The sequence below is a fragment of the Curtobacterium sp. MCLR17_058 genome (assembly GCF_003234705.2).
Lineage (GTDB): Bacteria > Actinomycetota > Actinomycetes > Actinomycetales > Microbacteriaceae > Curtobacterium > Curtobacterium flaccumfaciens.
The window spans coordinates 652,548-676,573 of record NZ_CP126262.1 but is presented as its reverse complement, the minus strand read 5'-3'; the positions used below and the strand labels follow the sequence as shown (position 1 = coordinate 676,573).

At 72.0% G+C, this 24,026-nt stretch carries 22 protein-coding genes; 12 read left to right on the top strand and 10 right to left on the bottom strand.

Going from position 1 to position 24,026, the window contains the following annotated elements; all coding sequences use genetic code 11:
- Positions 1–34 precede the first annotated feature (34 nt).
- Both DEJ11_RS03280 and DEJ11_RS03275 read right to left on the bottom strand, forming a co-directional pair.
- A complete protein-coding gene (locus tag DEJ11_RS03280) occupies positions 35–1,228 on the bottom strand; it encodes a S24/S26 family peptidase (protein ID WP_111103807.1) in 1,194 nt (397 codons plus the stop codon).
- A 68-nt stretch (positions 1,229–1,296) separates the two neighbouring features.
- Positions 1,297–1,896: a M73 family metallopeptidase gene (locus tag DEJ11_RS03275; protein WP_110864334.1), complete on the bottom strand. Its 600-nt coding sequence runs from the start codon at positions 1,894–1,896 to the stop codon at positions 1,297–1,299.
- Positions 1,897–2,104: 208 nt separating this feature from the next.
- Between DEJ11_RS03275 and DEJ11_RS03270 the strand changes: the two genes are divergently transcribed.
- Positions 2,105–2,683 carry a MarR family winged helix-turn-helix transcriptional regulator gene (locus tag DEJ11_RS03270; protein ID WP_111103808.1) on the top strand — a complete coding sequence of 193 codons (579 nt, stop codon included), beginning with the start codon at positions 2,105–2,107 and terminating at the stop codon, positions 2,681–2,683.
- A 36-nt stretch (positions 2,684–2,719) separates the two neighbouring features.
- On the top strand, positions 2,720–3,229 hold the full coding sequence (locus DEJ11_RS03265; protein ID WP_111053776.1) for a mycothiol transferase: 510 nt from the start codon (positions 2,720–2,722) through the stop codon (positions 3,227–3,229).
- 209 nt (positions 3,230–3,438) lie between these two features.
- Here the strand turns inward: DEJ11_RS03265 and DEJ11_RS03260 are convergent, their stop codons facing one another.
- Both DEJ11_RS03260 and DEJ11_RS03255 read right to left on the bottom strand, forming a co-directional pair.
- Positions 3,439–5,568 (bottom strand): DEAD/DEAH box helicase, encoded by a 2,130-nt coding sequence (locus tag DEJ11_RS03260; RefSeq protein WP_111103809.1) that lies wholly within the window; start codon positions 5,566–5,568, stop codon positions 3,439–3,441.
- Between the two features lie 270 nt (positions 5,569–5,838).
- Entirely contained in the window at positions 5,839–6,693 is an 855-nt protein-coding gene (locus DEJ11_RS03255) for a polyphosphate kinase 2 family protein (RefSeq protein ID WP_084741266.1), read from the bottom strand.
- A gap of 106 nt (positions 6,694–6,799) precedes the next feature.
- Here DEJ11_RS03255 and DEJ11_RS03250 point away from each other — a divergent pair, with 106 nt between their 5' ends.
- Together DEJ11_RS03250 and DEJ11_RS03245 are read left to right on the top strand one after the other, a co-directional pair.
- Entirely contained in the window at positions 6,800–7,816 is a 1,017-nt protein-coding gene (locus DEJ11_RS03250) for an alpha/beta hydrolase (protein WP_111091869.1), read from the top strand.
- A 123-nt stretch (positions 7,817–7,939) separates the two neighbouring features.
- Positions 7,940–8,236 carry a hypothetical protein gene (locus DEJ11_RS03245; protein ID WP_111024960.1) on the top strand — a complete coding sequence of 99 codons (297 nt, stop codon included), beginning with the start codon at positions 7,940–7,942 and terminating at the stop codon, positions 8,234–8,236.
- On the opposite strand, the gene DEJ11_RS03240 is transcribed toward DEJ11_RS03245, so the two are convergent.
- The 3 genes from DEJ11_RS03240 to yczR form a co-directional block, all read right to left on the bottom strand.
- Complete coding sequence (locus DEJ11_RS03240) at positions 8,233–11,658, bottom strand: efflux RND transporter permease subunit (RefSeq protein ID WP_111103811.1); 3,426 nt, start codon at positions 11,656–11,658, stop codon at positions 8,233–8,235. The genes DEJ11_RS03245 and DEJ11_RS03240 overlap by 4 nt on opposite strands.
- A 109-nt stretch (positions 11,659–11,767) precedes the next feature.
- A complete protein-coding gene (locus tag DEJ11_RS03235) occupies positions 11,768–12,442 on the bottom strand; it encodes a DUF6518 family protein (protein WP_111103812.1) in 675 nt (224 codons plus the stop codon).
- 108 nt (positions 12,443–12,550) lie between these two features.
- A complete protein-coding gene (gene yczR, locus DEJ11_RS03230) occupies positions 12,551–14,002 on the bottom strand; it encodes a MocR-like transcription factor YczR (protein ID WP_258370629.1) in 1,452 nt (483 codons plus the stop codon).
- Positions 14,003–14,063: 61 nt separating this feature from the next.
- Between yczR and yczE the strand changes: the two genes are divergently transcribed.
- The 3 genes from yczE (at position 14,064) to DEJ11_RS03215 (ending at position 16,340) form a co-directional block, all read left to right on the top strand.
- On the top strand, positions 14,064–14,744 hold the full coding sequence (yczE, locus tag DEJ11_RS03225; protein WP_111103813.1) for a membrane protein YczE: 681 nt from the start codon (positions 14,064–14,066) through the stop codon (positions 14,742–14,744).
- Between the two features lie 145 nt (positions 14,745–14,889).
- Complete coding sequence (locus DEJ11_RS03220; protein WP_111103815.1) at positions 14,890–15,762, top strand: DUF4097 family beta strand repeat-containing protein; 873 nt, start codon at positions 14,890–14,892, stop codon at positions 15,760–15,762.
- Positions 15,759–16,340 carry a PadR family transcriptional regulator gene (locus DEJ11_RS03215; RefSeq protein WP_027465044.1) on the top strand — a complete coding sequence of 194 codons (582 nt, stop codon included), beginning with the start codon at positions 15,759–15,761 and terminating at the stop codon, positions 16,338–16,340. The genes DEJ11_RS03220 and DEJ11_RS03215 overlap by 4 nt, the downstream gene beginning before the upstream one ends.
- A 141-nt stretch (positions 16,341–16,481) precedes the next feature.
- On the opposite strand, the gene DEJ11_RS03210 is transcribed toward DEJ11_RS03215, so the two are convergent.
- Positions 16,482–16,934, bottom strand: coding sequence for a MerR family transcriptional regulator (locus DEJ11_RS03210; protein ID WP_111103816.1), 453 nt, complete (start codon positions 16,932–16,934; stop codon positions 16,482–16,484).
- Positions 16,935–17,064: 130 nt separating this feature from the next.
- Between DEJ11_RS03210 and DEJ11_RS03205 the strand changes: the two genes are divergently transcribed.
- The 4 genes from DEJ11_RS03205 (at position 17,065) to DEJ11_RS03190 (ending at position 21,012) form a co-directional block, all read left to right on the top strand.
- A complete protein-coding gene (locus tag DEJ11_RS03205; RefSeq protein ID WP_111103817.1) occupies positions 17,065–19,311 on the top strand; it encodes an APC family permease in 2,247 nt (748 codons plus the stop codon).
- 11 nt (positions 19,312–19,322) lie between these two features.
- On the top strand, positions 19,323–20,078 hold the full coding sequence (locus DEJ11_RS03200) for a hypothetical protein (RefSeq protein ID WP_111103819.1): 756 nt from the start codon (positions 19,323–19,325) through the stop codon (positions 20,076–20,078).
- A 97-nt stretch (positions 20,079–20,175) separates the two neighbouring features.
- Positions 20,176–20,451, top strand: a complete 276-nt coding sequence (locus DEJ11_RS03195) for a DUF3072 domain-containing protein (protein WP_017886246.1) — start codon at positions 20,176–20,178, stop codon at positions 20,449–20,451.
- A gap of 120 nt (positions 20,452–20,571) precedes the next feature.
- Entirely contained in the window at positions 20,572–21,012 is a 441-nt protein-coding gene (locus DEJ11_RS03190; protein WP_071405836.1) for a DoxX family protein, read from the top strand.
- Positions 21,013–21,138: 126 nt separating this feature from the next.
- Here the strand turns inward: DEJ11_RS03190 and DEJ11_RS03185 are convergent, their stop codons facing one another.
- Entirely contained in the window at positions 21,139–22,284 is a 1,146-nt protein-coding gene (locus DEJ11_RS03185; RefSeq protein ID WP_111103820.1) for an NAD(P)-binding domain-containing protein, read from the bottom strand.
- Between the two features lie 158 nt (positions 22,285–22,442).
- Here DEJ11_RS03185 and DEJ11_RS03180 point away from each other — a divergent pair, with 158 nt between their 5' ends.
- Complete coding sequence (locus tag DEJ11_RS03180) at positions 22,443–22,661, top strand: DUF3073 domain-containing protein (protein WP_017886249.1); 219 nt, start codon at positions 22,443–22,445, stop codon at positions 22,659–22,661.
- A 219-nt stretch (positions 22,662–22,880) separates the two neighbouring features.
- On the opposite strand, the gene purM is transcribed toward DEJ11_RS03180, so the two are convergent.
- Positions 22,881–23,996, bottom strand: a complete 1,116-nt coding sequence (purM, locus tag DEJ11_RS03175; RefSeq protein ID WP_111103821.1) for a phosphoribosylformylglycinamidine cyclo-ligase — start codon at positions 23,994–23,996, stop codon at positions 22,881–22,883.
- Between the last annotated feature and the right edge of the window lie 30 nt (positions 23,997–24,026).

Here is a 24,026-nt window from a genome sequence, read left to right as displayed (position 1 = left end):
ATCTCCGGACACCTCGCGGTGCCCTGTGGAGGACTCAGGCGGTCACGCAGCTCGCGGACGCCAGGCCCAGCACCGAGACGACCCGGACCTTGACCGTCGGTGTGCTCGTCGCCGTCCAGTTGTTGCCGAGGTTCGTGCGGAGGTGCAGCGTGTAGGTGGTGCCGAGGTTCAGGAGTCCGGCGCCCCCGTAGACCATCGAACGGGCACCGACGGTGGTCGTGCTGGCCACCTGCGTCGTCCCGTTCATCAGGTCGAACGACACCGGCACGGTCGCGCCGTTGTCGTAGGTCCAGGCGATCGTCACCGTGTTCGACCCGGCCGGGGCGCAGGTCAGGGTGGGGACACCGGTCGCCGTGCCCGCCGTGAAGGTCGCGGTCGGTGCGACGGTGGTCCGTGACCACGGGGCCGCGTCCGCCGCTCCGGGCAGCAGGACGCCGGCGGCCGCCGCGAGCACGAGCACCGCGGCGCCGCCGCCGACACGGCGGAGCCGCCGCCTGCGACGCGCTCGTCGACGCAGCGCGCGACGGGTGAGGACGGTGGGCGCGGCGGTCGGGAGGCCCGTGGCGGCGCCGTCCCGCGCCTCCAGGCCGTCGTCCGTACCGCCCACCGGACCGGCAGCGTCGTCCGGACCGGCCGCGTCGTCGGGGCCACCGGCCGCACCGTCGGCCTCGGCCTCGACGAGTCGCCGGAGCGACCCGTCGATCGTGCAGAGCGCGAGCACCGCGGTCAGACCGAGCGCGAGCATCGCGACCGGGCCCCACTCCCCCGTGCTGATCCACCGGATCGGTGTCCCGATGAACGGGATGCGCAGGAAGGCGATGCCGTGCACGGCCGAGCGCTCGATCGGTGTGGAGTCCTGCTGGGGGTTGGCGTCGCCCTTCGTGACCATGGTGCCGCCGGGGCCGTCCTCGACGTACCGGTGCATGCGCAGGTGGTCCGCCTGGTCCGGGTCGTCGGCGAGCAGGACCTTGCCCGTGGCGATCTCGCCCGAGCCGACCGGACGCGAGACGACCACGTCGCCGGGGACGATCCGCGGCTCCATCGAACCGGTCATCACGGTGGTCGGCTGCCACCCGATGAGCGCCGGCGCGGCCGCCCAGAGCGCGAGGCCGAGCAGCGTCGCGACCACGCCTCGGGCGAGGGTGGCGACGACGACGCGCCCCCAGTCGACGGCGTCACGGACCGCTGCGTGCGGTGCGGGACCACCGTGCACTGCGATGCTGCTCATGACTGCCTTCGACCGGGGGCGCGTTGCGGAGAGGGAACGGACGGGGCTGGTTCGGCCCCGGTCCCGGGTCAGCTGTTCTGGGCCTCCCAGGTGAAGCCGAGGGCTGCGGTGCCGCCCTGCACGGTGTTCGGGGCGGTGCTCGAGACCGTGTAGGTGACGCGGTAGACGCGCGTCTCGGACGCGGTGCCGGTCGGGGCCCAGGTGCCGACGCCGGTCGCGTAGTTGGTCGAGGCGGCGCCGAAGCCCGCGACGGTGCCGCTGTAGAGCGAGCCGCCGGTGGCGGCCGGGGTGAAGCCGGAGCAGGAGCCGAAGCCGCCGCCGGTGCCCTGCTCGACGGTCAGGTTGACGTTCGCCGCCAGGTCCTTCGTGGTCGAGACGTTCGTGCCGTAGAGCTTCACGGCCGAGGGCAGCGAACCGGTCGAGGTCACCGCGATGCAGTTCGCACCGGTCGAGCCGGGCTTCAGGTTGTTCGCCGTGAACAGCGCGGTGTTGTTGTCGTCGTCGGACAGGGCGACACTGCCGGCCGTCCAGTTGTTCGTCGGGTTGACGGTGGTCGAGGAGAAGGCCGCGTACGAGGCCGTCGAGACGACGACCCCCGAGGCGACGAGGGCGGCGGGGATGGCGATCCAGGCGGCGAGGCGGGCAGCACGAGGCGTGACACGAGACATGGTTGGACTCCGTGAGGAAGAGGTCTGATCGGTGGTTCGGACGGGCCCGCGGTGGTTGGTCGCGCTACGTGCCGAGGTGGTACGACGATCAAGCTACTTGGCCCTCGAGCAGCTCACAAGACCTGAGATGTCCCCACTGATGGGGGTGTCTTGACGAGTGAGTTACTTGTTGACTGAAGTTCCCACCCTGTACCCGAGAAGAGCTCCCATGACGGACACCGACCCGGTCGTCCTCCCCCCGCACGCACCCGCCGTCCCCGCGGCACGCGTCGCCCCCACCACACCGCCGGCACCGATGTCGCCCGACGTCACTGCGCTCGACCCCGTCACCGCCGACACGGACCCCGACGCCGACCTGCCGCGACTGCTCACCACCTTCCGGGTGCTCCAGATGCAGCACGCGCGCGTCCTGCACCACGAGAGCACGGTCCGCGCACTGAACGCCACGGACACCCGCTTCGTGTTCTTCCTCAGCGCCGCCGGCGGCCACGGCGTCACCCCGAAGCAGGCCGGCGAGTACCTCGAACTCACGACCGGCGCGATGACGTCGCTGATCGACCGGCTCGAGAAGCACGGACACCTGGAGCGTCGCCCGAACCCCGAGGACCGCCGGAGCGTGCTGCTGCACCTCACGCCGTCGGGCACGGCAGTCGCCCGCGAGGTCGGCGCCGTGTACTCCGATGCGTTCCGGCAGGTCGTCGCACCGTCCGACCGCGCCGTGGTCGCCGCCGCGTTCGAGGGCCTCGGCGCCGCCCTGGAGCGCCACCACCGCAGCGCCGCCGTGTGACAGCGGGTGTCACGGCCCGCGCGTAGCGTGAGCGCCATGACCCCCTCTGAACTCCTCACCGAAGCGTTCTCCCGCGTCCCCGAGACGGTCGAGCGGGCCGTCGACGGGCTCTCCGAAGACCAGCTCGCGGCACGACCTGCCGCCGGGGCGAACACCCTCGCGTGGCTCGCGTGGCACATCGCGCGTGGCCAGGACGTGCAGATCGCCGAGCTCGCCGGCTCCGAGCAGGTCTGGACGGCGGACGGCTGGTACGACCGGTTCGGGCTGCCGTTCCCGGCCGAGGCGCTCGGGTACGGCATGTCCCGCGACGACGTCGGGCGGGTTCGGGCCTCTGCCGAGCTGCTCACCGGGTACCTGCGTGCGGTGCACGAGCGCACCGTCGCGTACGTCGGCACGCTCGGCCCGGACGACCTCGACCCCGTCGTCGACGACGCGTGGGACCCGCCCGTCACGGCCGGCGCGCGGCTCGTGAGCATCCTGGACGACTGCACGCAGCACGCCGGACAGGCCGGCTTCGTGCGCGGGCTGCTGTTCTTCAACCGCTGAGCGCGCGCGGTCGCACGGTCGCGCGGTCGCTTCGTGAGCAGGAATGGTCGGGTCCGACGTCGCGACCCGACCATTGGTGCTCACCATGTGACGGACGGGAGGCCCGGTACCAGCTGGTACCGTCCCTCCCGTCACGGCCGTCGTGCCGCTGGCGCGTCACGCCGGTACCGGCGGGTGGGGCCCACCTCCCGTCCGTCGTCTGGTCGCGTTTAGCGCGCGGCGAGCTCCGACACGATGCCGTCACCGGGTGCGGCCTGCACCAGGTCCGCCTCGATCTCGGCGCGCTCGAGGATGCCCTCGATCTTGCGGATGCGGCCACGCGGGACGATCGTCACGACCGTGCCCTCCTTGCCGGCACGACCCGTGCGGCCGGAGCGGTGCATGTACGCCTTGTAGTCGTCCGGGGCGTCCGCCTGCACGACGAGCGAGACGTCGTCGACGTGGATGCCGCGGGCGGCGACGTCGGTGGCGACGAGCACGTTCACCCGGCCGCTGGTGAGCAGCTGCAGGTTGCGCGTGCGGCGCGACTGGTTCAGGTCACCGTGGAGCGAGGTCGCGCGGATGCCGGCGTCCTCGAACTGGTCGGCCAGACGCTCGGCGTAGGCGCGGGTCCGGGCGAAGACGATGGTCTTGCCGTCGCCGGCGACCAGTTCCTCGAGCAGACGGTCCTTCTCGCGCTGCTCGACCACGAGGACACGGTGGTCGATGGTCGAGGACGCCTGGTCCTCACCCGCGACCTCGTGCACGCTCGGCTCGTGCAGGAACTGCTCGACGAGCGCCGCGACCTGGGTGTCGAGCGTCGCACTGAACAGCAGCTTCTGTGCGCGGTTGCCCTGCGGGGTGACCTCGGCCGTGGCGGAGAGGATCTCCTGCACCGGCTCGAGGAACCCGAGGTCGCACATGTGGTCGGCCTCGTCGAGCACGGAGATGATGACCTCGCTGAGGTCGAGCTTCCCCTTGTTCATGAGGTCCTGCACACGGCCGGGGGTGCCGACGATGATGTCGACGCCGCGCTCGAGTGCGCCCTCCTGGCGGCCGTAGGGGACGCCGCCGTAGATCTGCGTCGTGAACAGGCCGACCGAGCGGGCGATCGGCTGCACCGTGCGGTCGATCTGCAGGGCGAGCTCACGGGTCGGCGCGAGGATGAGCGCACGCGGGGCGCGGCCCATCTTGCGCTTGGTGCCGCCGCCGTGCTCCATGAGCTTCTCGACCAGGGGCGCACCGAAGGCGATGGTCTTGCCGGAACCGGTGCGGCCACGGCCGAGGACGTCCTTGCCGGCGAGCACGTCGGGGATCGTCGCCGCCTGGATCGGGAACGGGCTCGAGGCGCCGAGCTCCTGCAGGGCGCGGGAGATGTTGCCACCGATGCCCAGGTCGCCGAAGGTCACGCCCTCGACGTCGGCCGCGATGGTGGCCTCGGCCTGGAGCTTCTCGAGCTTGACGTCGTCTGCGGGCACGAACTTGCCGCGCTCGGGCTCGTCGAACGAGCGGCGCGGGGTGCGGTCCCTACGGTCGTCGCGGTCGAACTTGCGCGGGGCGCGGTCGTCGCGGTCGAAGCTGCGACGGGGACGGTCGTCGCTGTCCCGACGGGGCGCACGGTCGTCGCGGTTGAACGAACGAGGAGCGCGGTCATCACGGTCGAACTTGCGCGGAGCGCGGTCATCACGGTCGAAGCTGCGACGGGGACGGTCGTCGTTGTCCCGACGGGGCGCGCGGTCGTCACGGTTGAAGCTGCGCGGTGCGCGGTCGTCGCGGTCGAACGAACGACGCGGACGGTCGTCGTTGTCACGACGCGGTGCACGGTCGTCGCGGTCGAACGAGCGACGGGGACGGTCGTCGTTGTCGCGACGGGGCGCACGGTCGTCACGGTTGAAGCTGCGCGGTGCACGGTCGTCGCGGTCGAAGCGACGGGGACGGTCGTCGTTGTCACGACGGGGGGCACGGTCGTCACGGTTGAAGCTGCGCGGTGCACGGTCGTCGCGGTCGAAGGAACGACGGGGACGGTCGTCGTTGTCACGACGGGGCGCACGGTCGTCACGATCGAAGCGACGCGGGGCGCGGTCGTCACGGTTGAAGCCGCGACCACCACGGTCGTCGCGGTCGGGGCGACGCTGGCCGCCACTGTCACGCGGCTCCCAGTTCGGACGGGCCGGACGCTCGCCCTGCGACGCGCGACCGCGACGCTCCTCGGCGTCCCAGCGCTGCTTCTGGCGCGGCTGCGACGAGTCGGCGGCGCGGAACCCGCGGTGCTTGCTGCTGCGGGCGGCGGGGGTGCCGTTCGGGTGGCGGACGCGGTCGGAGGCGCGGTTGTCCGCGCCGCCCTTGTTGTACGGGGCCATGGCTGCTTTCTCGGGTGCGCAACGTACCGCAGCGCCCGACAGCGACATCGGCGGGGGCTGCTTGCGGAGAGGGGGTTCATCCCGTCGCGAGTCGACGTGATTCCAGCCCTCGAGCAACACACACCCAGCAGAATTTCCGTGATCACAATGTCACGACGTCGAAGGCCGACCGAGCGAGTCTACGCGAGCCGGTGCCCTGACGCCAGCCCCACGCGGTCCGGTGGCGGCGTGCCGGGCGCGGGACGGGCCTCCAGGCCGGAGGTCGTGCGCTCAGGACTCCGCGAGCCGACGACGCTGCTCGGCGACGTCGAAGTCCGCCTTCGGCCAGGACAGGTGCATGTCCTCCAGCGCCCGGAGCAGGAGCTGCTGAACGGCGAGGCGGGCGTACCACTTGCGGTTCGCGGGGACGACGTACCAGGGTGCCTGCGGGGTCGACGTGCGGTCGAGGGCGATCTGGTACGCCTGCTGGTAGCGGTCCCAGAGCAGGCGGTCGTCGATGTCGCTCGGGTTGAACTTCCAGTGCTTGTCGGGGCGGTCGAGCCGGTCGCCGAGACGCTCGCGCTGCTCGTCCTTCGAGATGTGCAGCATCACCTTGACGATGGTCGTGCCGGCGGCGGCGAGGCCGTCCTCGAACGCGGTGATCGCGCCGTAGCGGCGTTCGATCTCGTCCGGCGCGGCGAGCCCGCGGACGCGCTGGGCGAGCACGTCCTCGTAGTGCGAGCGGTCGAACACGCCGAGCTGCCCGGCTGCCGGCAGCTGCTTCTCGATGCGCCAGAGGAAGTCGTGCTCGCGCTCCTCGGCCGTCGGGGCCTTGAAGCCGGCGTAGTGCACGCCGTTCGGGTCGACCGCACCGACGACGTGCGAGACGATGCCGCCCTTGCCCGCGGTGTCCATCGCCTGCAGCACGAGCAGCACCCGGCGCTCGTCGCCGGCCGTCGACGCCGCGTACAGGCGCTCCTGCAGGGCGGCGAGACGGGAGGCACCGGCGGCGAGGGCCTCGAGGCCGTCGATCTTTCGGCCGGGGAAGCCCGGGGTGCCGTCCGGGTCCACCTGGTCGAGGCGGAACCCGGGTTCGACGCGGAGCAGTGGTTCGGGATCGGCGTTCCAGGCCTTGCGATTGCTCACGGGTCCTCCTGCGGTGCTCCGGTCGGCGGCTGCCGTGCTCATCCTCGCACTGCCGTCCTCCGCTCGGGTGACGTGGGCGGTCGCCGGGGCGGCTAGCGTGGACGTGATGAAGTCCGGCCGCCGCTCAGTGCTCGCGCTCGTCGCCGCGGTGGTGGCGCTCGGCGCGATGGCGTCCTGCAGCACGGACCCGGTCGGCGACGAGAACGCCACCGTGACCGCGGACAGCGTCATCTACCCGCTGTCGCTGCGGTACCACGGCATCGACGTGGTGGCCGACGTGCCCTACGGCACCGACCCGCTGCAGCGCCTCGACGTGTGCCTGCCCGCTGACAGCGACCCCGCGACGACGGCGACGCCCACTGCGACGCCGTCCGCCTCGGCCACCGCCGACCCCGATGCCGAAGCGGTCGAGGCCACCACCGGACGCCCGGCGGTCCTGATGATCCACGGCGGCAGCTGGTCGCACGGCGACAAGGCGACGGCCGCGTACCGGTCGGTGTGCAAGTACCTGGCGTCCGAGGGCTTCGTGACGTTCAACGTCGACTACCGCCTGGCCCCGACGGATCCGTTCCCGGCCGGGCTCGACGACGTCCGCCGCGCGCTCGACTACGTGTTCCGTCCCGCGACGCTCGAGACCTACGACGTCGACTCCCAGCGCGTGGGCGTGTTCGGCGGCAGCGCCGGTGGCAACCTCGCCGCGATGCTCGCCGTCACCGACCACGACTCCGCCGCGTACGCCGACGGCGACCGAATCCGTGCCGTGGTCGACCTGAGCGGGCCGACGAACCTGACCACCCGGTCCACCGAGCCCGACGGGGTGTCCGCGGCCTTCCAGCGCAAGCAGCTGCTCTACCTGGGGTGCCGGTCCTATGCCAGGTGCCCGGCGGCCACGCGGGCGTCGCCGGAGTTCCACGTCACCTCGGACACCGCGCCGTTCTTCATCGGGCACTCCACCGACGAGTTCATCCCGATGTGGGAGTCGCAGGAGTTCGCCGCGACGCTCCGCTCCCACGACGTCCCGGTGACGTTCGTGGCGGTCGAGGGCACGGCCCACTCGATCGCCCAGCTCGACGAGGCGATGAGCCGCCGGGTGGTCACGTTCCTGCGGACGCAGCTGGGCTGACCGCGGGCGGCCGACCGGCGGCCGGCTGGGGCTGCCGGCGCAGGAGACCGACCGCGTGCCCCGGGTGGGTGCCACCCGGAGTCGGGACTGCCGCTGCCGACCCCCTGGCCGCAGACTTCGGGGGTGACCGACACCTCGACCCGCCCTGCCCGCGCCGCTGCGACCCGCTGGGACCGCCCTGCGCTGCAGACGTTCGGGGAGCTGCTGCTCGGGCTGTCGTTCGTCGCCGCGGTGTCGTTCGGCGGGTACGCCTCGGTCACCGGACAGCTGGCCGTCGTGTCGCAGGTCGCCGCCGTGGTGTTCCTCGTGACGCTGACCCTCGTGCTGGTGTCCTGGTTCCGGGCCGTCGAGCGCGAGGAGCGGACCGAGCGCGTCGTCGTCTCGCCCCTCGCCGCGATCGACGCCGAGTACCGCCGCTAGGCAGCGCTGCCGGAACGCGCCGCTCGTCGCCGCTGTCGTTCCTGCCGGAGTTCCACGCGTTCCTGGCGTCGCTCAGCGCGCGCCTGCTTCCGGGTCTTGCCCGCGGCGATCCGGTCGTCGTTGCGCTCGCGAGCCCGCTCGACCACGAAGTACAGCGCCGGCAGCACCACGAGCGTCAGCAGCGTCGAGGACACCAGGCCACCGATCACCACCAGTGCCAGCGGCTGCGAGATGAAGCCGGACTTGCCCGTCAGCCCGATCGCCATCGGCAGCAGCGCGAAGATCGTCGCCATCGCCGTCATCAGGATCGGACGGAGGCGTCGTGTGGCGCCCTCGATCAACGCCTCGCGCACTCGCAACCCGCGCCGTCGGTACTGGTTGACGAGGTCGATGAGCACGATCGCGTTCGTCACGACGATGCCGACGAGCATGAGCAGACCGATCAGCGACGCGACACCGATCGGGACGCCCGACGCGATCTGCAGCAGGATCGCGCCCGTCGCCGCGAACGGCACCGACACGAGCAGCAGCAGCGGCTGGAGCAGGCTCCGGAACGTCGCGACCATGATCACGTAGACGATCAGCACGGCGACCAGCACCGCGAGCCCGAGCTGCGAGAACGCCGACGACTGGCTGGCGGCGACGCCACCGATCGAGGCGGTCGCACCCTTCGGCAGGTCGAGCTCGTCGACGGCGGTCGTGACGGACTGCACGGCCGCACCGAGGTTCGTAGCGTCCGGCGTCACGGTGATCGTGGCGGTGCGGGCCGCGTTCGTCGTGGTGACGGTGGTGGGGCCCTCGGACTCCTCGACCGTGGCGACGTCGGACAGCGGGACCGTGCCGGTGCTCGTCGGCACGTCGAGTGCACGGAGCGCGGCGATGGTGGTCGGCGGCTCCGGGTCGGCGATGTAGACGTCGAGCGTCGCGTCGTCGATCTCGATGCTGCCGGTGTCCCGCGGCGAGACCGCGGCGGCGACGAGGCCACCCACCTGGGTCTCAGTGAGACCGAGTGACGCAGCCTTGGCACGGTCGACCCGGACGGCGAGGAACGGTTCTGCCGCGGACAGGTTGCTCGTGGCGCCCGTGGTGTCCGGGACCGACTGCATGGTCTTCAGTACCTGGCGCGACGCCGTCTCGAGCTGCGACTGGGTCGGCGCGGTCACGTCGACCTCGATGTCGCTGCTGCCGCCGAACCCGCCGCCGGAGGACGCGATGGTGACCTCGCCGACGTCCTTGATAGTCCCGATCGACTTCCGCGCGTCGGCCTGGATCGTGGGCTGGTCGGCCTCGGCGTCGGTCGTGACGGCGTACTGCACCGAGGCGCTGCCGCCCCCGCCGAACGCCGCCTGGATCGACTGGCCGCTCGTGCCGATGGTGGTCTGCACGGTCTCGACGCCGTCGACGTCCTGCAGTGCCCGCTCGACCTTGCGTGCGGACTCGGACTGGACGGCGAGACTCGAACCGGCCTTCAGGTCCTGCGTGACCGTGAACGTGTTCTGCCCCGAGTCGCCCAGGTAGTTCGTGGTGACGAACGGCAGCGTGGCGACCGTTCCGCCGAGCACGATCACGGCGAGCAGGATGACGACGACCGGCTTGCGGACGACCCACCGGAGCACCGGCAGGTAGACGCGGCGCAGACGGTCGACCCGGCCAGCGTCGTGCAGGTCCGCGGCGGAGGCGAGCGCACCCTCCGAGCGGTCGCCCTCGTGCGCGCGCTCGGCATCGATCGCCGACGGTGTCGCTTGCGCGTCCGTGGGCGCTTCCGCTGCCGCCGTCGCGTCGCCCGGCTTCGCCTTCGGCGGGCGCAGCCACCAGTACGCCAGCACCGGCACGATGGTGAGCGAGACGAACAGCGACGCGACGAGTGCCAGGGTGACCGTCACGGCGAACGGTCGGAACAACTCCCCCACGAGTTCTGCGACGAAGGCGACCGGCAGGAACACCGCGACGGTGGTCAGGGTCGAGGCGGTGACCGCTCCGGCGACCTCGCGAACGGCGTCCCGCACGGCCTGGCCGCGGTCGACGCCGGGGAGCATGTGCCGCTTGATGTTCTCGATGACGACGATGGAGTCGTCGACCACGCGGCCGATCGCGATCGTGAGGGCCGCCAGCGTGATGATGTTGAGCGTGTACCCGGCGGCGCGCATGCCGATCGCCGCGAGGAGCACCGACGTCGGGATCGAGATCGCGGTGACGAGCGTGGAGCGCCACGACAGCAGGAACACCAGGATGACGAGCACCGCGAAGGCGAGCCCGAGCAGGCCCTCTTCGGCCAGGGAGTCGATGGACTGCTGGATGTAGGGCGCCTGGTCGAAGACGACGGTGAAGCGGGGGTCGCCCTCGATCTTGTCCTCGATGCCGGGCAGGGCGTCGCGGACGGTGTTCGAGACGTCGACGGTGTTGGCTTCCTGCGTCTTCGTGATCGAGATCGTCAGGGCCTGCTGCCCGTCCACGCGGCTGATGGAGGTGCGCGGCGACTCGGTGATGGCGACCTTCGCGACGTCGCCCAGGGTGGTGTCCGTCGGCGTGGCCGCGGGCGTCGACCCGCCCGTCGCGGCGTCACCCGTGGGCGCGGCACCGGTCGCGCCCGTGCCGGTCGCACCCGCAGCCGTGCCGTCACCGGACGAGGTTGTCCCGCTGGCACCGGTGGCACCCGACCCGGTCCCGTCCGAACTCGACGAGCTCGACGAGCTCGTGAGTGGCAGGGCGCGGATGTCCTTGAGCGACGCGATCCGCTCGCCCGTCTGCACCGACAGGGTCGAGCCGTCCTCGGTGATGGTGCCGCCGGGGATCAGGGTGCCGTTGTCGTCGAGCGCGTCCGAGATCGCCGTCTGGCTGAGGCCGCGGGCGGCGAGCTCGTCCTGGTCCGGCGTGATGACGACCCGACGACCCGGGTTGCCGAAGACGTCCGCCTGCCGCACACCGTCGAGCTTCTCGAGGTCGGGGATCGCCGAGGCCTGCAGCCGGTCGACGAGCTGTTCCTGGTTGCCGGACGCCGAGACGGCGACCTGCAGCACCGGCAGGTCGTCGAAGGACCCGGTGACGATCTGCGTCTGCACCGAGTCGGGCAGCGACAGCGCGTTCACCGCGGTCTGGATCTTGTCCTCGGCGCTGGCCAGGTTCGATCCGTACTGGAACGACGCCGACACCACGCTCTGCCCGGTCGACGAGGTCGCACTGGTCGACTCGAGGTCCGGGACGACCTGGATCGCCTGTTCGATCTTGGTCGAGACGTCGTTCGACACGACCTCTGGCGTGGCTCCGGGGTAGGCGCTGACGATCGCGACCTGCGGGAACTCGACGCTGGGGATCAGCTCCTGCTTGAGGCTCGAGAGCGCGATGCCGCCGAAGACCGCGACCACGATCGTGACGAGCGCGATGAGGGCCCGGTTGCGCAGGCTGAAGACCGAGAGGAGGTGCACGTCATCGATCCTCGCAGGACCGACCGACGAACGTTCGGCTGGCAGCCAGAACCCGCCGTCGGATCAGGACGGAGCGGCGAGGACCCGCCGTCGGATCAGGACTGCAGGATCAGAACCCGCCGAGCACCAGGTACGCCCCGAGCACCGCCACCGTGCCGACCACCCCGGTGCCGAGCGCCACCACGCGCCCGACGGGTGAGCGGGTGCCGAGGACCCCGATGCCGAGCAGCACCACGCCGACGATGATCTCGACGGCCCAGGTGACGTGTCCCGTCGTCGCGGCGACCTGCAGCAGCCCGCGGATCCCCTCGCCGACGAGCACCGCAGCCGTCACACCGAACGCCCCCCCGCGCCACCGGGCGTCGCGGGACCGCACCGCCACGGCGACCGCTCCGGCCAGCAGCCCGGCCGGCACCCCGAGCAGCACCCAGGGGTTCGTGATCGACAGCACGTCGGGGAACCCGCGCAGGACCGTCGTGGCCCAGTACCCGACGTGCATGAGCTCGAGGAGCACGACGCCGAGCACCATCGCCAGCGGCAGGGCGACCCGGCCCCCTCGTGCTCCGGCGACCAGGCACAGCAGCGCGGCGACGAGGAACCACGGCCCGGCCGAGTTCGACACGGAGGCGAGTGCGGGCACGGCCTGCCCGAACGAGGTCAGGACGCCCGCCAGGAACGCCCCGCTGAGCGCGATGGTGACCCGCACCACGGCGGGGACCGCCGCGGGCGGCTCGACGGGCGTCGGCACAGCGGAACGGGTTCCGGCGGACAGGGTCGCGTTCATGGCACCAGCCTCGCCGGACCCCGCCGGAGCCGCATCACCCCGAGGAGCGAGAACCCCCGACCCGACCTCACCCCAGAGGATGACGCCGACCCCAGGACGACGCACCGCTCAGACCACCGCCGCCAACGACCCCCGCACGCCGCTCGTCTCGCCGCCCACCCGTTCCCACGACCGCGACAGCACGTCCACCAACCGCCCCCGATCCGCCGGCGCCATCGTGAACGGCACCCGCAGGAACCGCTCGAACCCACCGTCCGGCCCGAACACCCCGCCCGAGGCCAGCACCACTCCCTCGGCCCGCGCGGCGAGCACGAGCGCGCTCGACACCGGTCGGCCAAGCCCCACCCACGTCGTCAACCCGCCCGCCGGCGCCGGGACGTCCCACTCCGGGAGCCGCGCCCGGAGCGCCCCCACGACCGCGTCGCGACCTTCGCGCAGGGACGCACGTCGCGCCTCCAGGAAGGCCGCCGTGCGCGGGACCAGCTCGCGCACGACCAGCTGGTCGAGCACGGGGGTGCCGAGGTCGCCCGTGGGGCGGGCGAGCAGCAGCCGCTGCAGCAGCGCCGGGTCGGCACGGATCCAGCCGATCCGCAGGCCGCCCCAGAAGACCTTGGCGGCGGAACCGATCATCACGACCGACGACCCTGACGGGTCCGCCGCTGCCAACGGTGGCGACGGCTCCCCGTCGATCCGGAGCTCCCCCATCGTCTCGTCGGCGATCACGATCGTGCCGACCGAGGACGCGACCGACAGCAGGAGCCGGCGGGTCGACGCGGACATGGTCGCACCGGTCGGGTTGTGGAGCTCGGGCATGACGTACGCGACGGAGGGCGCGGTGCGACGCAGCGTCGTCTCGAGCGCGGCGGCGTCCCACCCGGTCCGCGCGTCGACGGGGACGCCGACCAGGCGGCCGCCGGCCTCGCGGAAGGCCTCGTGCGCGTGCGGGTAGGTCGGGGACTCGACGAGCACGGCGTCGCCACGGCGGACGAGCACGCGCGCGAGCAGGGCGATCGCGTGCTGCGCGCCGAGGGTGACGATGACCTGGGCGGGCTCCGTCGGCAATCCGCGCTCGGTGTAGCGCGCGGCGATCGCGGCGCGGAGGCCGGGGTCGCCGACGGTGTCGTAGCCGATCCCGGCGAGCGCCGCTGGGACGTGCCGGACCGCCCGCTCGACCGCCTCGTCGATGCCGGGGGCGGCGTGCAGGGCCGCCTTGCGCAGGTCGAGCAGGTCCCCCTCGACGACTCCGCCCAGGCGTTCGGGGTCGGGCCGCCCGACCAGGTCACGGGGCAGGTGGACCACGCTGCCGGAGCCGCGGACGGACACCAGGAACCCGTCGGAGCGCAGGCGGGCGTACGCGTTCGCGACGGTGGTGCGCGAGACGCCGAGGGCTGCGGCCAGTCCGCGCTCGGCCGGCAGCCGGACGCCCTGGGCGACCCGTCCGTCGATGACGAGGACCCGGAGGGCATCGGCGAGCGCCTCGTAGGCCGGGGCGTCGGTCCCGGCGCGCCAGTCGGTCAGCAGGTGGGAAGCGGCGCGGGCACTGATCAGGACAGGGGGCACGGGTCCACGGTAGCGCGATTGGCTCTCGACCAGCAGGCCAATCTGTCGGGACGATGGCCACATGCCCCGTCGCACCGCCCTCACCCTGCGCTTCGTCCAGCTCTTCGTCGGACTGTTCCTCTACGGCGCCTCGACCGCACTGCAGGTCCGCGCGGTGGTCGGTGTGAGCTCGTGGACCGTGTTGACCCAGGGGCTCGAGAACGTCGTGCCGTGGTCGTTCGGCGTCATCACGGTGGTGTCGAGCGGCGTCATCCTGCTGCTGTGGATCCCGCTCCGCCAGAAGCCGGGCATCGGGACGCTGCTGAACGCCCTGGCGATCGGTCCGAGTGCCGACCTGGTGCTCTGGCTGGTGCCGGAGCCGTCGGGGATCGTGGCCCGGATCGGGCTGTTCGCGGCGGGACTCGTGCTGCTCGCGGTCGCGACGGCGTTCTACATCGGTGCGGGGTTCGGCACGGGCGCGCGAGACGGCCTGATGGTGGGCCTGCACCAGCGGCTCGGCTGGCCGATCTGGCTCGCCCGGACCCTGGTCGAGGTCACCGTGGTGATCGTCGGGTGGATCCTCGGCGGGGACGTCGGTGCCGGCACCGTCATCGCGGCGTTCGCGATCGGCCCGATGGTCCAACCGCTCATGCCGCACTTCCGCCGGTTCCCGTGGAGCCCCGAGCGCACGGCGGCGCCCGCAGCGAACGTCGCCACACCCACACTGGAGGCCCGCCCCACCCCCGCCACGCCCGCTTCGTGAGCAGGAACGGTCGGGTCCACGGCCCCCACCCGACCATTCCTGCTCACGATCACCCGGCGATCGCGTGCGACCCCTTGCGGCTCGGTGCAACGCGATATAGCGTGACCTCCACAGACGCGATACATCGCGAGTTCCAGGAGGCAACATGGCGCAGGAGAAGTGGCTCGTCGACGAGCCCAAGGTCATCGACACCGGCATCGTGCGCACCGTGCGTGTCGGCCTCGTCGGCGGGCAGGTGGACGTCGTCGCGCACGACGAACCCACGGCCCGGGTCGAGGTCCACAGCGTGTCCGGCAAGCAGATGCTCATCGAGGTCGACGGCGACACCCTCACCGTCGACCACCCCCAGGTCCGGTGGGACGACCCCATCGGGTTCCTGAAGTCCTTCCGCGGCAAGGCCCACGCCGACGTCAGCATCCTGGTCCCCCGCGACGCCGGCATCACGCTCGGTGTCGTCTCGGCCGGTGCGCTGCTGTCCGGCACGAACCGCGGTGCCACGCTCAACACGGTGTCCGGCGACCTGGTCGTCGACGGCGTCGCGGGTGACGTCACGGTCAACGCCGTCTCGGGTGCCACCACGATCCGCGACCTCGACGGCGCGCTCGCGGTGCACACCGTCTCCGGCGACGTCGTGGCCACCGGCGAGATCCCGCGGTTCCAGGCCGACGGCGTCTCGGCCGACGTCGTGCTCGACCTGCACGGGGTCCCCGAGTCCGCCCGCGTCAACACGGTGTCCGGGTCGGTGAGCGTCCGCCTGGCGGACGGCGTCGCCTACAAGTGCACGGTGAACACCGCGACCGGCAAGCTGCAGTTCGACGACGCCGAGATCCGCGGGGTGCGCGGTTCGTACGTCAAGCAGGGCGGCGAACTGTCCGGCCAGTGGATCGACCTGCGGGTGAACTCCGTCTCCGGCGACATCGCGGTGCTGCACGCCCCGCCGGTCGCCGAGCCGACACCCCCGACGACGACAACCACGCCGCCGACCACCCCGACGAACGAGAGCGAGGTGCCCGAATGAGCCCCGTCTTCGCACACGGCCACCTGCGCCTCTACCTGCTCGTCCTGCTGGCCGACCACCCCATGCACGGCTACGAGCTCATCCAGGCACTCGGCGACCGCTTCGGCGGTACCTACGTGCCGAGCGCCGGCACCGTCTACCCCCGGCTCGCGAAGCTCGAGGACGACGGCCTGGTCACGAAGACCGCCGACGGCCGCAAGACCGTCTACGCGATCACGGACGCCGGCCGTGCCGAGCTCGCGGCACGTGCCGACGAGATCGCCGCGGTCGAGTCCGGCGTCAGCGACTCGGTGAAGTCGTTGGCCGACGGCGTGCGCGCCTCGGTCGGCGAGGCCATGCGCTCGCTCCGTGCCGACCTGGCCGCCGCCGCCGAGAGCCCGGCGACGGGTTCCGCCGAGGAGCCCGTGTCCGTCCCGTCGGACAGCGCCCGCGCCCTGCGCGAGCTCGAGATGGCCCTGTCGTCGTTCCGGCAGCAGGTGCGTGCGGACCTGCGCCGGCGGGCGACCCGCGGCACGCTCGGTGCGGACACCGTGACGCGTCTGCGCGACGGCCTGGAGGCCCTGCGCAAGTCGCTCTGACGGCCCGCGGCCGACAGGCGGTGGCGACCAGGGCCTCCCGGCCGTCACCGGGACCGCCTGCGGAACCGGGCCCGCCCCCGGAACCAGGTTCCGGACACAGCACCGTGCAGATGCGCGGTGTGGTGTCCGGAACCTGGTTCCTCAGCGACCCGCACCCGGCGGATCGGCGGTCGGCAGCCGCGTCGGCGGGAAGCCGGCGAACGCCTCGCCTGCCGTCAGGTCCTCCCCGTGCTCGACGCGCGCCACGGTGGTGCGGACCGCGGCCAGCTGCCGGGCCAGCCGGTCCCGTTCGTGCTCGAGCCACGTCAGGTGCGCCGTGAGCGCAGCGACGTCATCGCCCTCGTCGTCGAGCCGTCGCGCGATCTCCGGCAGCCCGAGTCCGAGCCCGCGCAGCAGCAGGATGCGCTGCAGCCGGACGAGCGCACGGTCGTCGTAGCGCCGCAGCCCACCTGCGCCGACGGCGGTGGCCGGCAGCAGTCCGACGGCCTCGTAGTGCCGAAGGGTCCGACTCGAGACACCGGCGGAACGCGCCACCTCGGTGATGGCGTGGGGAGCTTTCGCAGCTGCGTCACCCGGGCCTGTCGATGCGCTCATGCTGGCGACTGTAATGCTTGACGCTGCGTCAACCGCAAGGGGTGTCCGACACCCAGGGTGGAGCGCCCGCAGCCGACCGGGAATGTGCGGCAGGCGAACCGTGTTGACTCGCGCCCGGAACTGAGTAGGTTTGCCGCTCGTGACGAACGAGATCCGGTCGTTGAAAGCACGACTGATCGGGGATCCCCTCCCCTCTGAGAAGCTCGAAGGACAGCTCCTCCCGAAGCACCTGGCCCTGCCGATCTTCGCGAGTGACCCGCTGTCCTCTGTCGCGTACGCGCCGCAGGAACTCCTGATGATCCTGCTGCTCGGCGGCATGGCCTTCCTGACGTTCGCGCCGTGGGTCGCCGCACTCGTCGTGCTGCTGCTCGTGGTCGTCGTCGCCTCGTACCGGCAGCTCATCAAGGCGTACCCGTCCGGTGGTGGCGACTACGAGGTGGCGCACCGGAACCTCGGCGAGAAGGCCGGGCTCGTCGTCGCGAGTGCGCTGCTCGTCGACTACGTGATGACGGTGGCCGTGTCGGTCGCCTCCGGTGTCGACAACATCATCTCGGCGCTCCCGATGCTCGACCACTTCCGCGTCGAGCTCGCCCTGCTGTTCGTCGTGCTGCTCGCCGCCGCCAACCTGCGGGGTGTGCGGGAGTCGAGCAAGGCCTTCGCGATCCCGACCTACCTGTTCGTGGCGAGCGTCTTCGTGATGGTCGTCACCGGTCTCGTCCGCGTCGCCGCCGGCAACGCCCCGGTCGCCGAGTCCGCGGCGTACACCGTGCAGAACGTCGAGCACACCACGCAGGCGGCGTTCATCCTGCTGCTCCTCCGCGCGTTCGCCTCGGGCTGCTCGGCGCTGACCGGCGTGGAGGCCATCGCGAACGGCGTGCAGGCGTTCCGCCGGCCGAAGATCAAGAACGCGCAGGCCACCCTGGTCGCGATGGGCGGCATCGCGATCGTCCTCTTCATCGGGCTCATCACCCTGGCGCTCGTGTCGCACGTGCACTACGCCGAGCGCGCCTGCGACCTGCAGGGCTTCGCGAACTGTGCCACCACGCCGCAGCGCTCGCTCATCGCGCAGATCGCGGCCGCGACGTTCGGCAACAACTCCGTGCTGTTCTTCGTGATCCAGGCGACCACGGCGGCGGTCCTGCTCCTCGCCGCGAACACGGCCTTCAACGGGTTCCCGTTGCTCGGCTCGATCCTGGCGCGCGACTCCTACGCCCCGAAAGCGCTCTCGACCCGCGGCGACCGGCTCATCTACTCGAACGGCGTCATCGTCCTGGCCCTCGTCGCCGCGGCGCTGCTCGTGGTCTACCGCGCGAACGTCACGAGCCTCATCCAGCTCTACATCATCGGTGTCTTCGTGTCGTTCACGCTCGGACAGACGGGCATGGTCGTGCACTGGACACGGCTGCTGCGGGCCGATCGAGACCGGAACGGGGCGCCCACCGCAGACGGCGAGCCACCCGTGAACCGCGGGCAGGTCGTCCGCTCCCGCACGATCAACGCGATCGGCGCGACCTTCACCCTCGTGGTGCTCGTCATCGTCACGATCACGAAGTTCACCCACGGTGCCTGGCTCGTGTTCCTGATCATGCCGGTGCTGTACGTGCTCATGCTCGGCGTGAACCGCTACTACCGCGACGTCTCGCACGAGATCGAGGCCGACGTCGAGACGAAGTTCGGCGCCACCGGCGACCACGCCATCGTCCTGGTGAACAAGCTGCAGAAGCCCGTGCTCAAGGCGCTCGACTACGCGGTCGCCGCCGAGCACGCGAGCATCGAGGCGGTGCACGTCGCGATCGACGACGCCGAGTCCCAGCGCCTGCGCGACCAGTGGGCCGAGTACGGCATCCAGGTACCGCTGACGATCGTGCCGAGCCCGTACCGCGACATCTCGATGCCCCTGATCAAGTACATCAAGGCGCACCGGAACGAGCACGGGTCCGAGGTCGTCACCGTCTACACCCCGATCTTCATCGTCGGGCACTGGTGGGAGGGCCTGCTCCACAACCACCGCGGCCGCCGCATCCGCAAGAAGCTGCTGCTCGTGCACGGCGTCACCGTGGCGCTGGTGCCGTGGCTGCTCGACTCGTCCGAGCTGCTCTACGGCCGCCGTTCCCGCCCGCTGCCCGGCCAGGAGCGCCGCGGCGAGCCCGTGCGACCCCCGCTCCGCCGCCCCGCGCAGCCCGGTTCGTCGGCCGAGGCCGCGGCCTCGGCTTCGGCTTCGGACCGCCTGCTCCGGTCCGCCGAGCGCAACAGCATCCAGCCGCGCCGCGCGACCCGTCCGGCGGGCCCCGCCGAGGGCGTCGATCCCGCGCTCTGCACGGGCGAGATCCACGCCCTCGTGCCCTCCCCGCCGCGACGGGGAGCCGACGAGTCGTAGCATGTGGCCCCATGACCATCAGTGACCTGCGGACGTTCGCCACGTTCGACGGACACGGCGGCAAGGTCTCGAAGCGCGTCGAGGTGCTCGACCACGAACCGCCGGCCGGCAGCCCGCTCGAAGGACTCGTCGCCGTGCGCGGCGAGCACCCCCTCGGCGCGCGCGACGAGCGCGCCGCCGACGAGTCCGCCGCGCTCTCCCGCGGCGTCCCGAGCGTCGGGTGGGTGGACCCGGCCGCGCTCCGCGACTGGTACCGCCCGGACCGCGTCGTCCTCACCCGGCTCGAGGCGCGGCAGTCCGGCATCGAGCCCGGTGTCTACGCCGACTCCCGTGGGCGCGGTCGCGTCCGGATCGACGGCTTGGAGGCCCACCTCGCCCCCGACGGTCGGCCCGCCTTCCGCGCACTGGCCGGCCCCACAGCCGAGCCCGTCGTCGACGTGCCGCTGCCGACCGACCAGGCCGTCCGCCTGGTGGCGGTGACCGCGGTCGACGCGGGACTCGAGGTCGTCACGGCCCCGGTGTCACCGTTCCTGCAGCCCGGCGAGCACCCGGCGTACGGCGACGACGTGGTCGGGTTGCCGCCACGTCCGGCGAGCGGGCACGTCCGGGTCACGGCGTCGGTGCTGCTCGACGGCGAGCTGCACGAGGTCGACCGGATCGACGAGCGTGCGGCGACCATCTGGATCCGGCGGGACGACCGCGTCGTGCCGATCGCCACGAGTGCCGTCGGACCCGACCTGGTGCGGTACGCGGCGACGGCCGTCTGAGCCGCTTCGGGCAGATGGGTGCCGTTGTGCCGCTGGGCCGCTTCGGGGGACGCCGCTGCTGCGTGTCATGACGGGGGTGCGGCGTACCGTCGCGGACATGAGTGACGCAGACCGCGACCAGCAGCAGACCCCGGACGCACCGATCCAGGGCGAGACCCTCGGCGGCCCCCGACCCGACCCCTCCACCGACGCGAGCAAGGACCCCGAGCAGTGGGTCACCGGCGACGAGCCGATGACCGGACCGCAGCGCAGCTACCTCGACACCCTGGCCCGTGAAGCCGGCGAGGAACTCCCCGCCGACCTCACCAAGGCGCAGGCGTCGGAGCACATCGACCGCCTCCAGCAGCAGACCGGCCGCGGCGCGGATTCCTGAGAAGCAGTCCACCCTTCGGCGGACCGCTGTCTGGGCATGCTCTGGGCATGTTCTGGCGAAGCGCGGTCAGTCCCCTGTTCGAGGACGATCGATGACGCGTCACCGGCTACCTTCGTGGCCATGCGAACGACATCGACCTCCATCGGCCTGACCGCGCTCCGCATCGTCCTCGGGGTGGTGTTCATCGCCCACGGCGCCCAGAAGTTCGCCCAGGGCATCCCCAACGTGGTGCAGGGCTTCTCGGGCATGGGCGTTCCCCTCGCCGAGGTCGCAGCACCCCTCGTCGCCGGCCTCGAGCTCGTCGGCGGCGTCCTGCTCGTGCTCGGCGTCGCGACCCGCGTCGTCGGCGTGCTGCTGGCAGTCGACATGGTCGTCGCCGGGTTCCTGGCCCACGGCACCGCGGGCTTCTACTCGCAGGACGGCGGGTTCGAGTACGTGCTCGTCCTCGCGGTGGCGTCCCTCGCCGTGGCGCTGACCGGGCCCGGGCGGTTCTCGCTCGACGCCCTGGTACTCAAGTCGTCGCGCCGTCGTCGTGGCGTCGAGGAGCCCCTGCCCGCCTGAGCGCGCGTCCCGGTCCGTCCGGTGCGAGGTTCCGTTCCCGGTGAGAGCTCACGAGGCCCGCTCCGGGAACGGAACCTCGCACCGTTCACGCTGCCCCTCGCACCGTGCGAGGGGCCGCGCGGCCGTTCAGCCCGCCAGCGCGTCCATGACCTGGCGGGCGATGCGTCGGCCGGCCCGGTTCGCACCGATGGTCGATGCCTGGGGACCGTAGCCGGCCAGGAACAAGCGCGGCTCCTCGGCCGACCGGCCGTCCTCGACCACCACCCCGCCCGCCGTGGTCCGCAGGTGCAGCGGCGCGAGGTGCCGCAGGTCGGCCCGGAACCCCGTCGCCCAGATCACCGCGTCGGCGTGTACGTGGGTGCCGTCTGCCCGCACCACCCCGGTCTCGTCCATCCGCGTGAACATCGGCTCGTCGCGCAGCACGCCGCGGTCGATGCCGGCGCGGATCCGTCGCGACACCGGGACCCCGGTGCCGCTGACGATGCTCGGCAGGACCTCGCCGGCGCGGGCAGCACGGTCCTGTTCGTCGACGGCGGCCACCGCGGACTCGACGTCGAGCGACGCCGTCCCGGCCCAGACCATCGGGCGCCGGGTGAACCACCGGGTCGAACGGGCGACGCCGTCGAGTTCGAGCAGGAACCCGATCGCGCTCGTCCCACCGCCCACCACCACGACGTCCTGGCGGGCGAACTCGGAGGCGCTGCGGTACTCGGTCGTGTCGACCTGGCGTCCGCGGAACACGTCGCGCCCCGGGTACCACGGCACGAACGGGGTGCCCCACGTGCCGGATGCGTTCACCACGACCTCGGCACGGATGCGCGTGACGGTGCCGTCGGCGCTCCGGGTCGTGACGCACAGGCCACCGTCCGTCGCGGCATGGCCCGCCACGCCGCCGTCGCCGTCGATGCGTGAGACGGACGTCACCGTGACCGGGCGCCGCACCCGCAGGTCGTAGTGCTGCTCGAACCGCCGGTAGTACTCCCCGACGACGTCCCGCGCGGGCCGTGACCGGTCGGCGTCGTCGAACTCCAGGCCCATCGCGCGCATGCCGGGCAGGTCGTGCACCCGGTGCGCCGCTCCGAGCCGCAGCGCCTCCCACCGGAACTGCCACGCCCCACCGGTGCTCGGCGCGCGGTCGAGGATCACCAGGTCGCTGCCGGGGACGAGCCCGAGGCGACGCAGGTGGTATCCCACGGAGAGCCCCGCCTGCCCCGCACCGATCACCACCACGCGGGCGTGCTGGTCGACCGGGGTCTCGAGGGGTTCCGTCATCACTTCGATTCTGCTGTGCGGGCCAGCCGTCGCGCGACGTCCAGATCGAGGTACATGGTAGAGTGATCGGCAGATTTCAAACCACGAACCGTCTGGTTCCCCGAGTGATCTTCCGTCATTCGCCAGGACCGGACCAGAGCCGAACGAGGGGGTCACGCATGGGGCGCGGCCGTCAGAAGGCGAAGCACACCAAGGTCGCCCGTGAGCTGAAGTACTTCAGCCCGCAGACGAACTACGGTGCGCTCGAGCAGGAGCTCTCCGCCGGACAACACTCCGACGAGAACTACGTCGACCGTTGGGCGGACCAGTACGGTCCGGAACCGGCGGAAGACGAGGACGAGTTCGAGACCCAGGCAGACCAGAACAAGTCCGCCTGACCTCTCTCGCAGTCACGCCGCGCAGCCCTCGGGCAGCGCGGCGTTTCCGCGTGCCCGGACGCCCGTCGGCGCGCTCGGATCCCGGCCTCGGGCGGTCACGACTCACCGCGTGCACGACGCCGAGCGGTCAAGAACCGTCGGTTGCAGGCCCGCCGAACGACGGTTCGTGACCACTCACCGCAGGCAGAACGGCGCGGCGGCAGCACGCCGCCCGGCGGGTCAGCCCGCGTAGCTCCCGACGAGCCGGACCGCGCCGCCGTCGACACCCTTGGCGCCCTGCTCGAACCCGGTCAGGTCCCGTGCGGACGTGGCGATCGTGCCGACGGGCCACGTGGGGATGCCGGCGGCACCGAGCGAGGCGATGACCTCGGCAGCAGCCCCGGCCGAGACGACGGCGAACATGCCGATGCCCAGGTTCCAGGTGCCCTCGGTGTCCTCGATCGGGGTGCCGGCCATGTCGGCCAGGACCCGGAACACCGGGAGCGGCTGCCAGGTGGAACGGTCGACCTCGACCCAGGAGCCAACGGGCAGCACACGCGCCAGGTTCGCGGCGATGCCACCACCGGTCACGTGCGAGAGCGAGTGCACCGCGCCCGGGTGCTGCTCGAGCAGTGCCAGGAGCGGGGCGGTGTACAGGCGGGTCGGCTCGAGCAGGGCCTCGCCGACCGAGACCGCGCCGCCGAACCCGACGCCGCTCAGCTCGGGCAGCTGGTCCGTGAAGCCGACGCCCCGCGACGCCAGGATGTGCCGCACGAGCGAGTAGCCGTTGGAGTGCAGGCCCGACGACTCGATCGCCAGGACCACGTCGCCGTCCTGCACCAGGTGCGCTCCGAGCTGCGCGTCGGCCTCGACGACACCCGTCGCCGCACCGGCCACGTCGTAGTCGTCCGGGCCGAGCAGCCCCGGGTGCTCGGCGGTCTCGCCGCCGACCAGGGCGGTGCCGGTCTCCGAGCAGCCGCGGGCGATGCCGGCGACGATGTCGGCGATCCGGCCAGGCACCACGCGACCACAGGCGATGTAGTCGGTCATGAACAGCGGCTTCGCGCCGACCACGACGATGTCGTCGACGACCATGCCGACCAGGTCCTGCCCGATGGTGTCGTGCTTGTCGATCGCCTGCGCGATGGCGACCTTGGTGCCGACGCCGTCGGTCGACGTCGCGAGCAACGGGTGTGAGAAGTCCTTCAGGAACGAGACGTCGTAGAGCCCGGCGAACCCACCGACGCCTCCGAGGACCGAGGCGTTGTGGGTGGCCGCGACCGCGGACTTCATCAGTTCGACGGCCAGGTCACCGGCAGCGGTGTCCACTCCGGCTTCGGCGTACGGGTTGGGCATGCGGAGTCCTTCGCGGTGACATGGCAGACT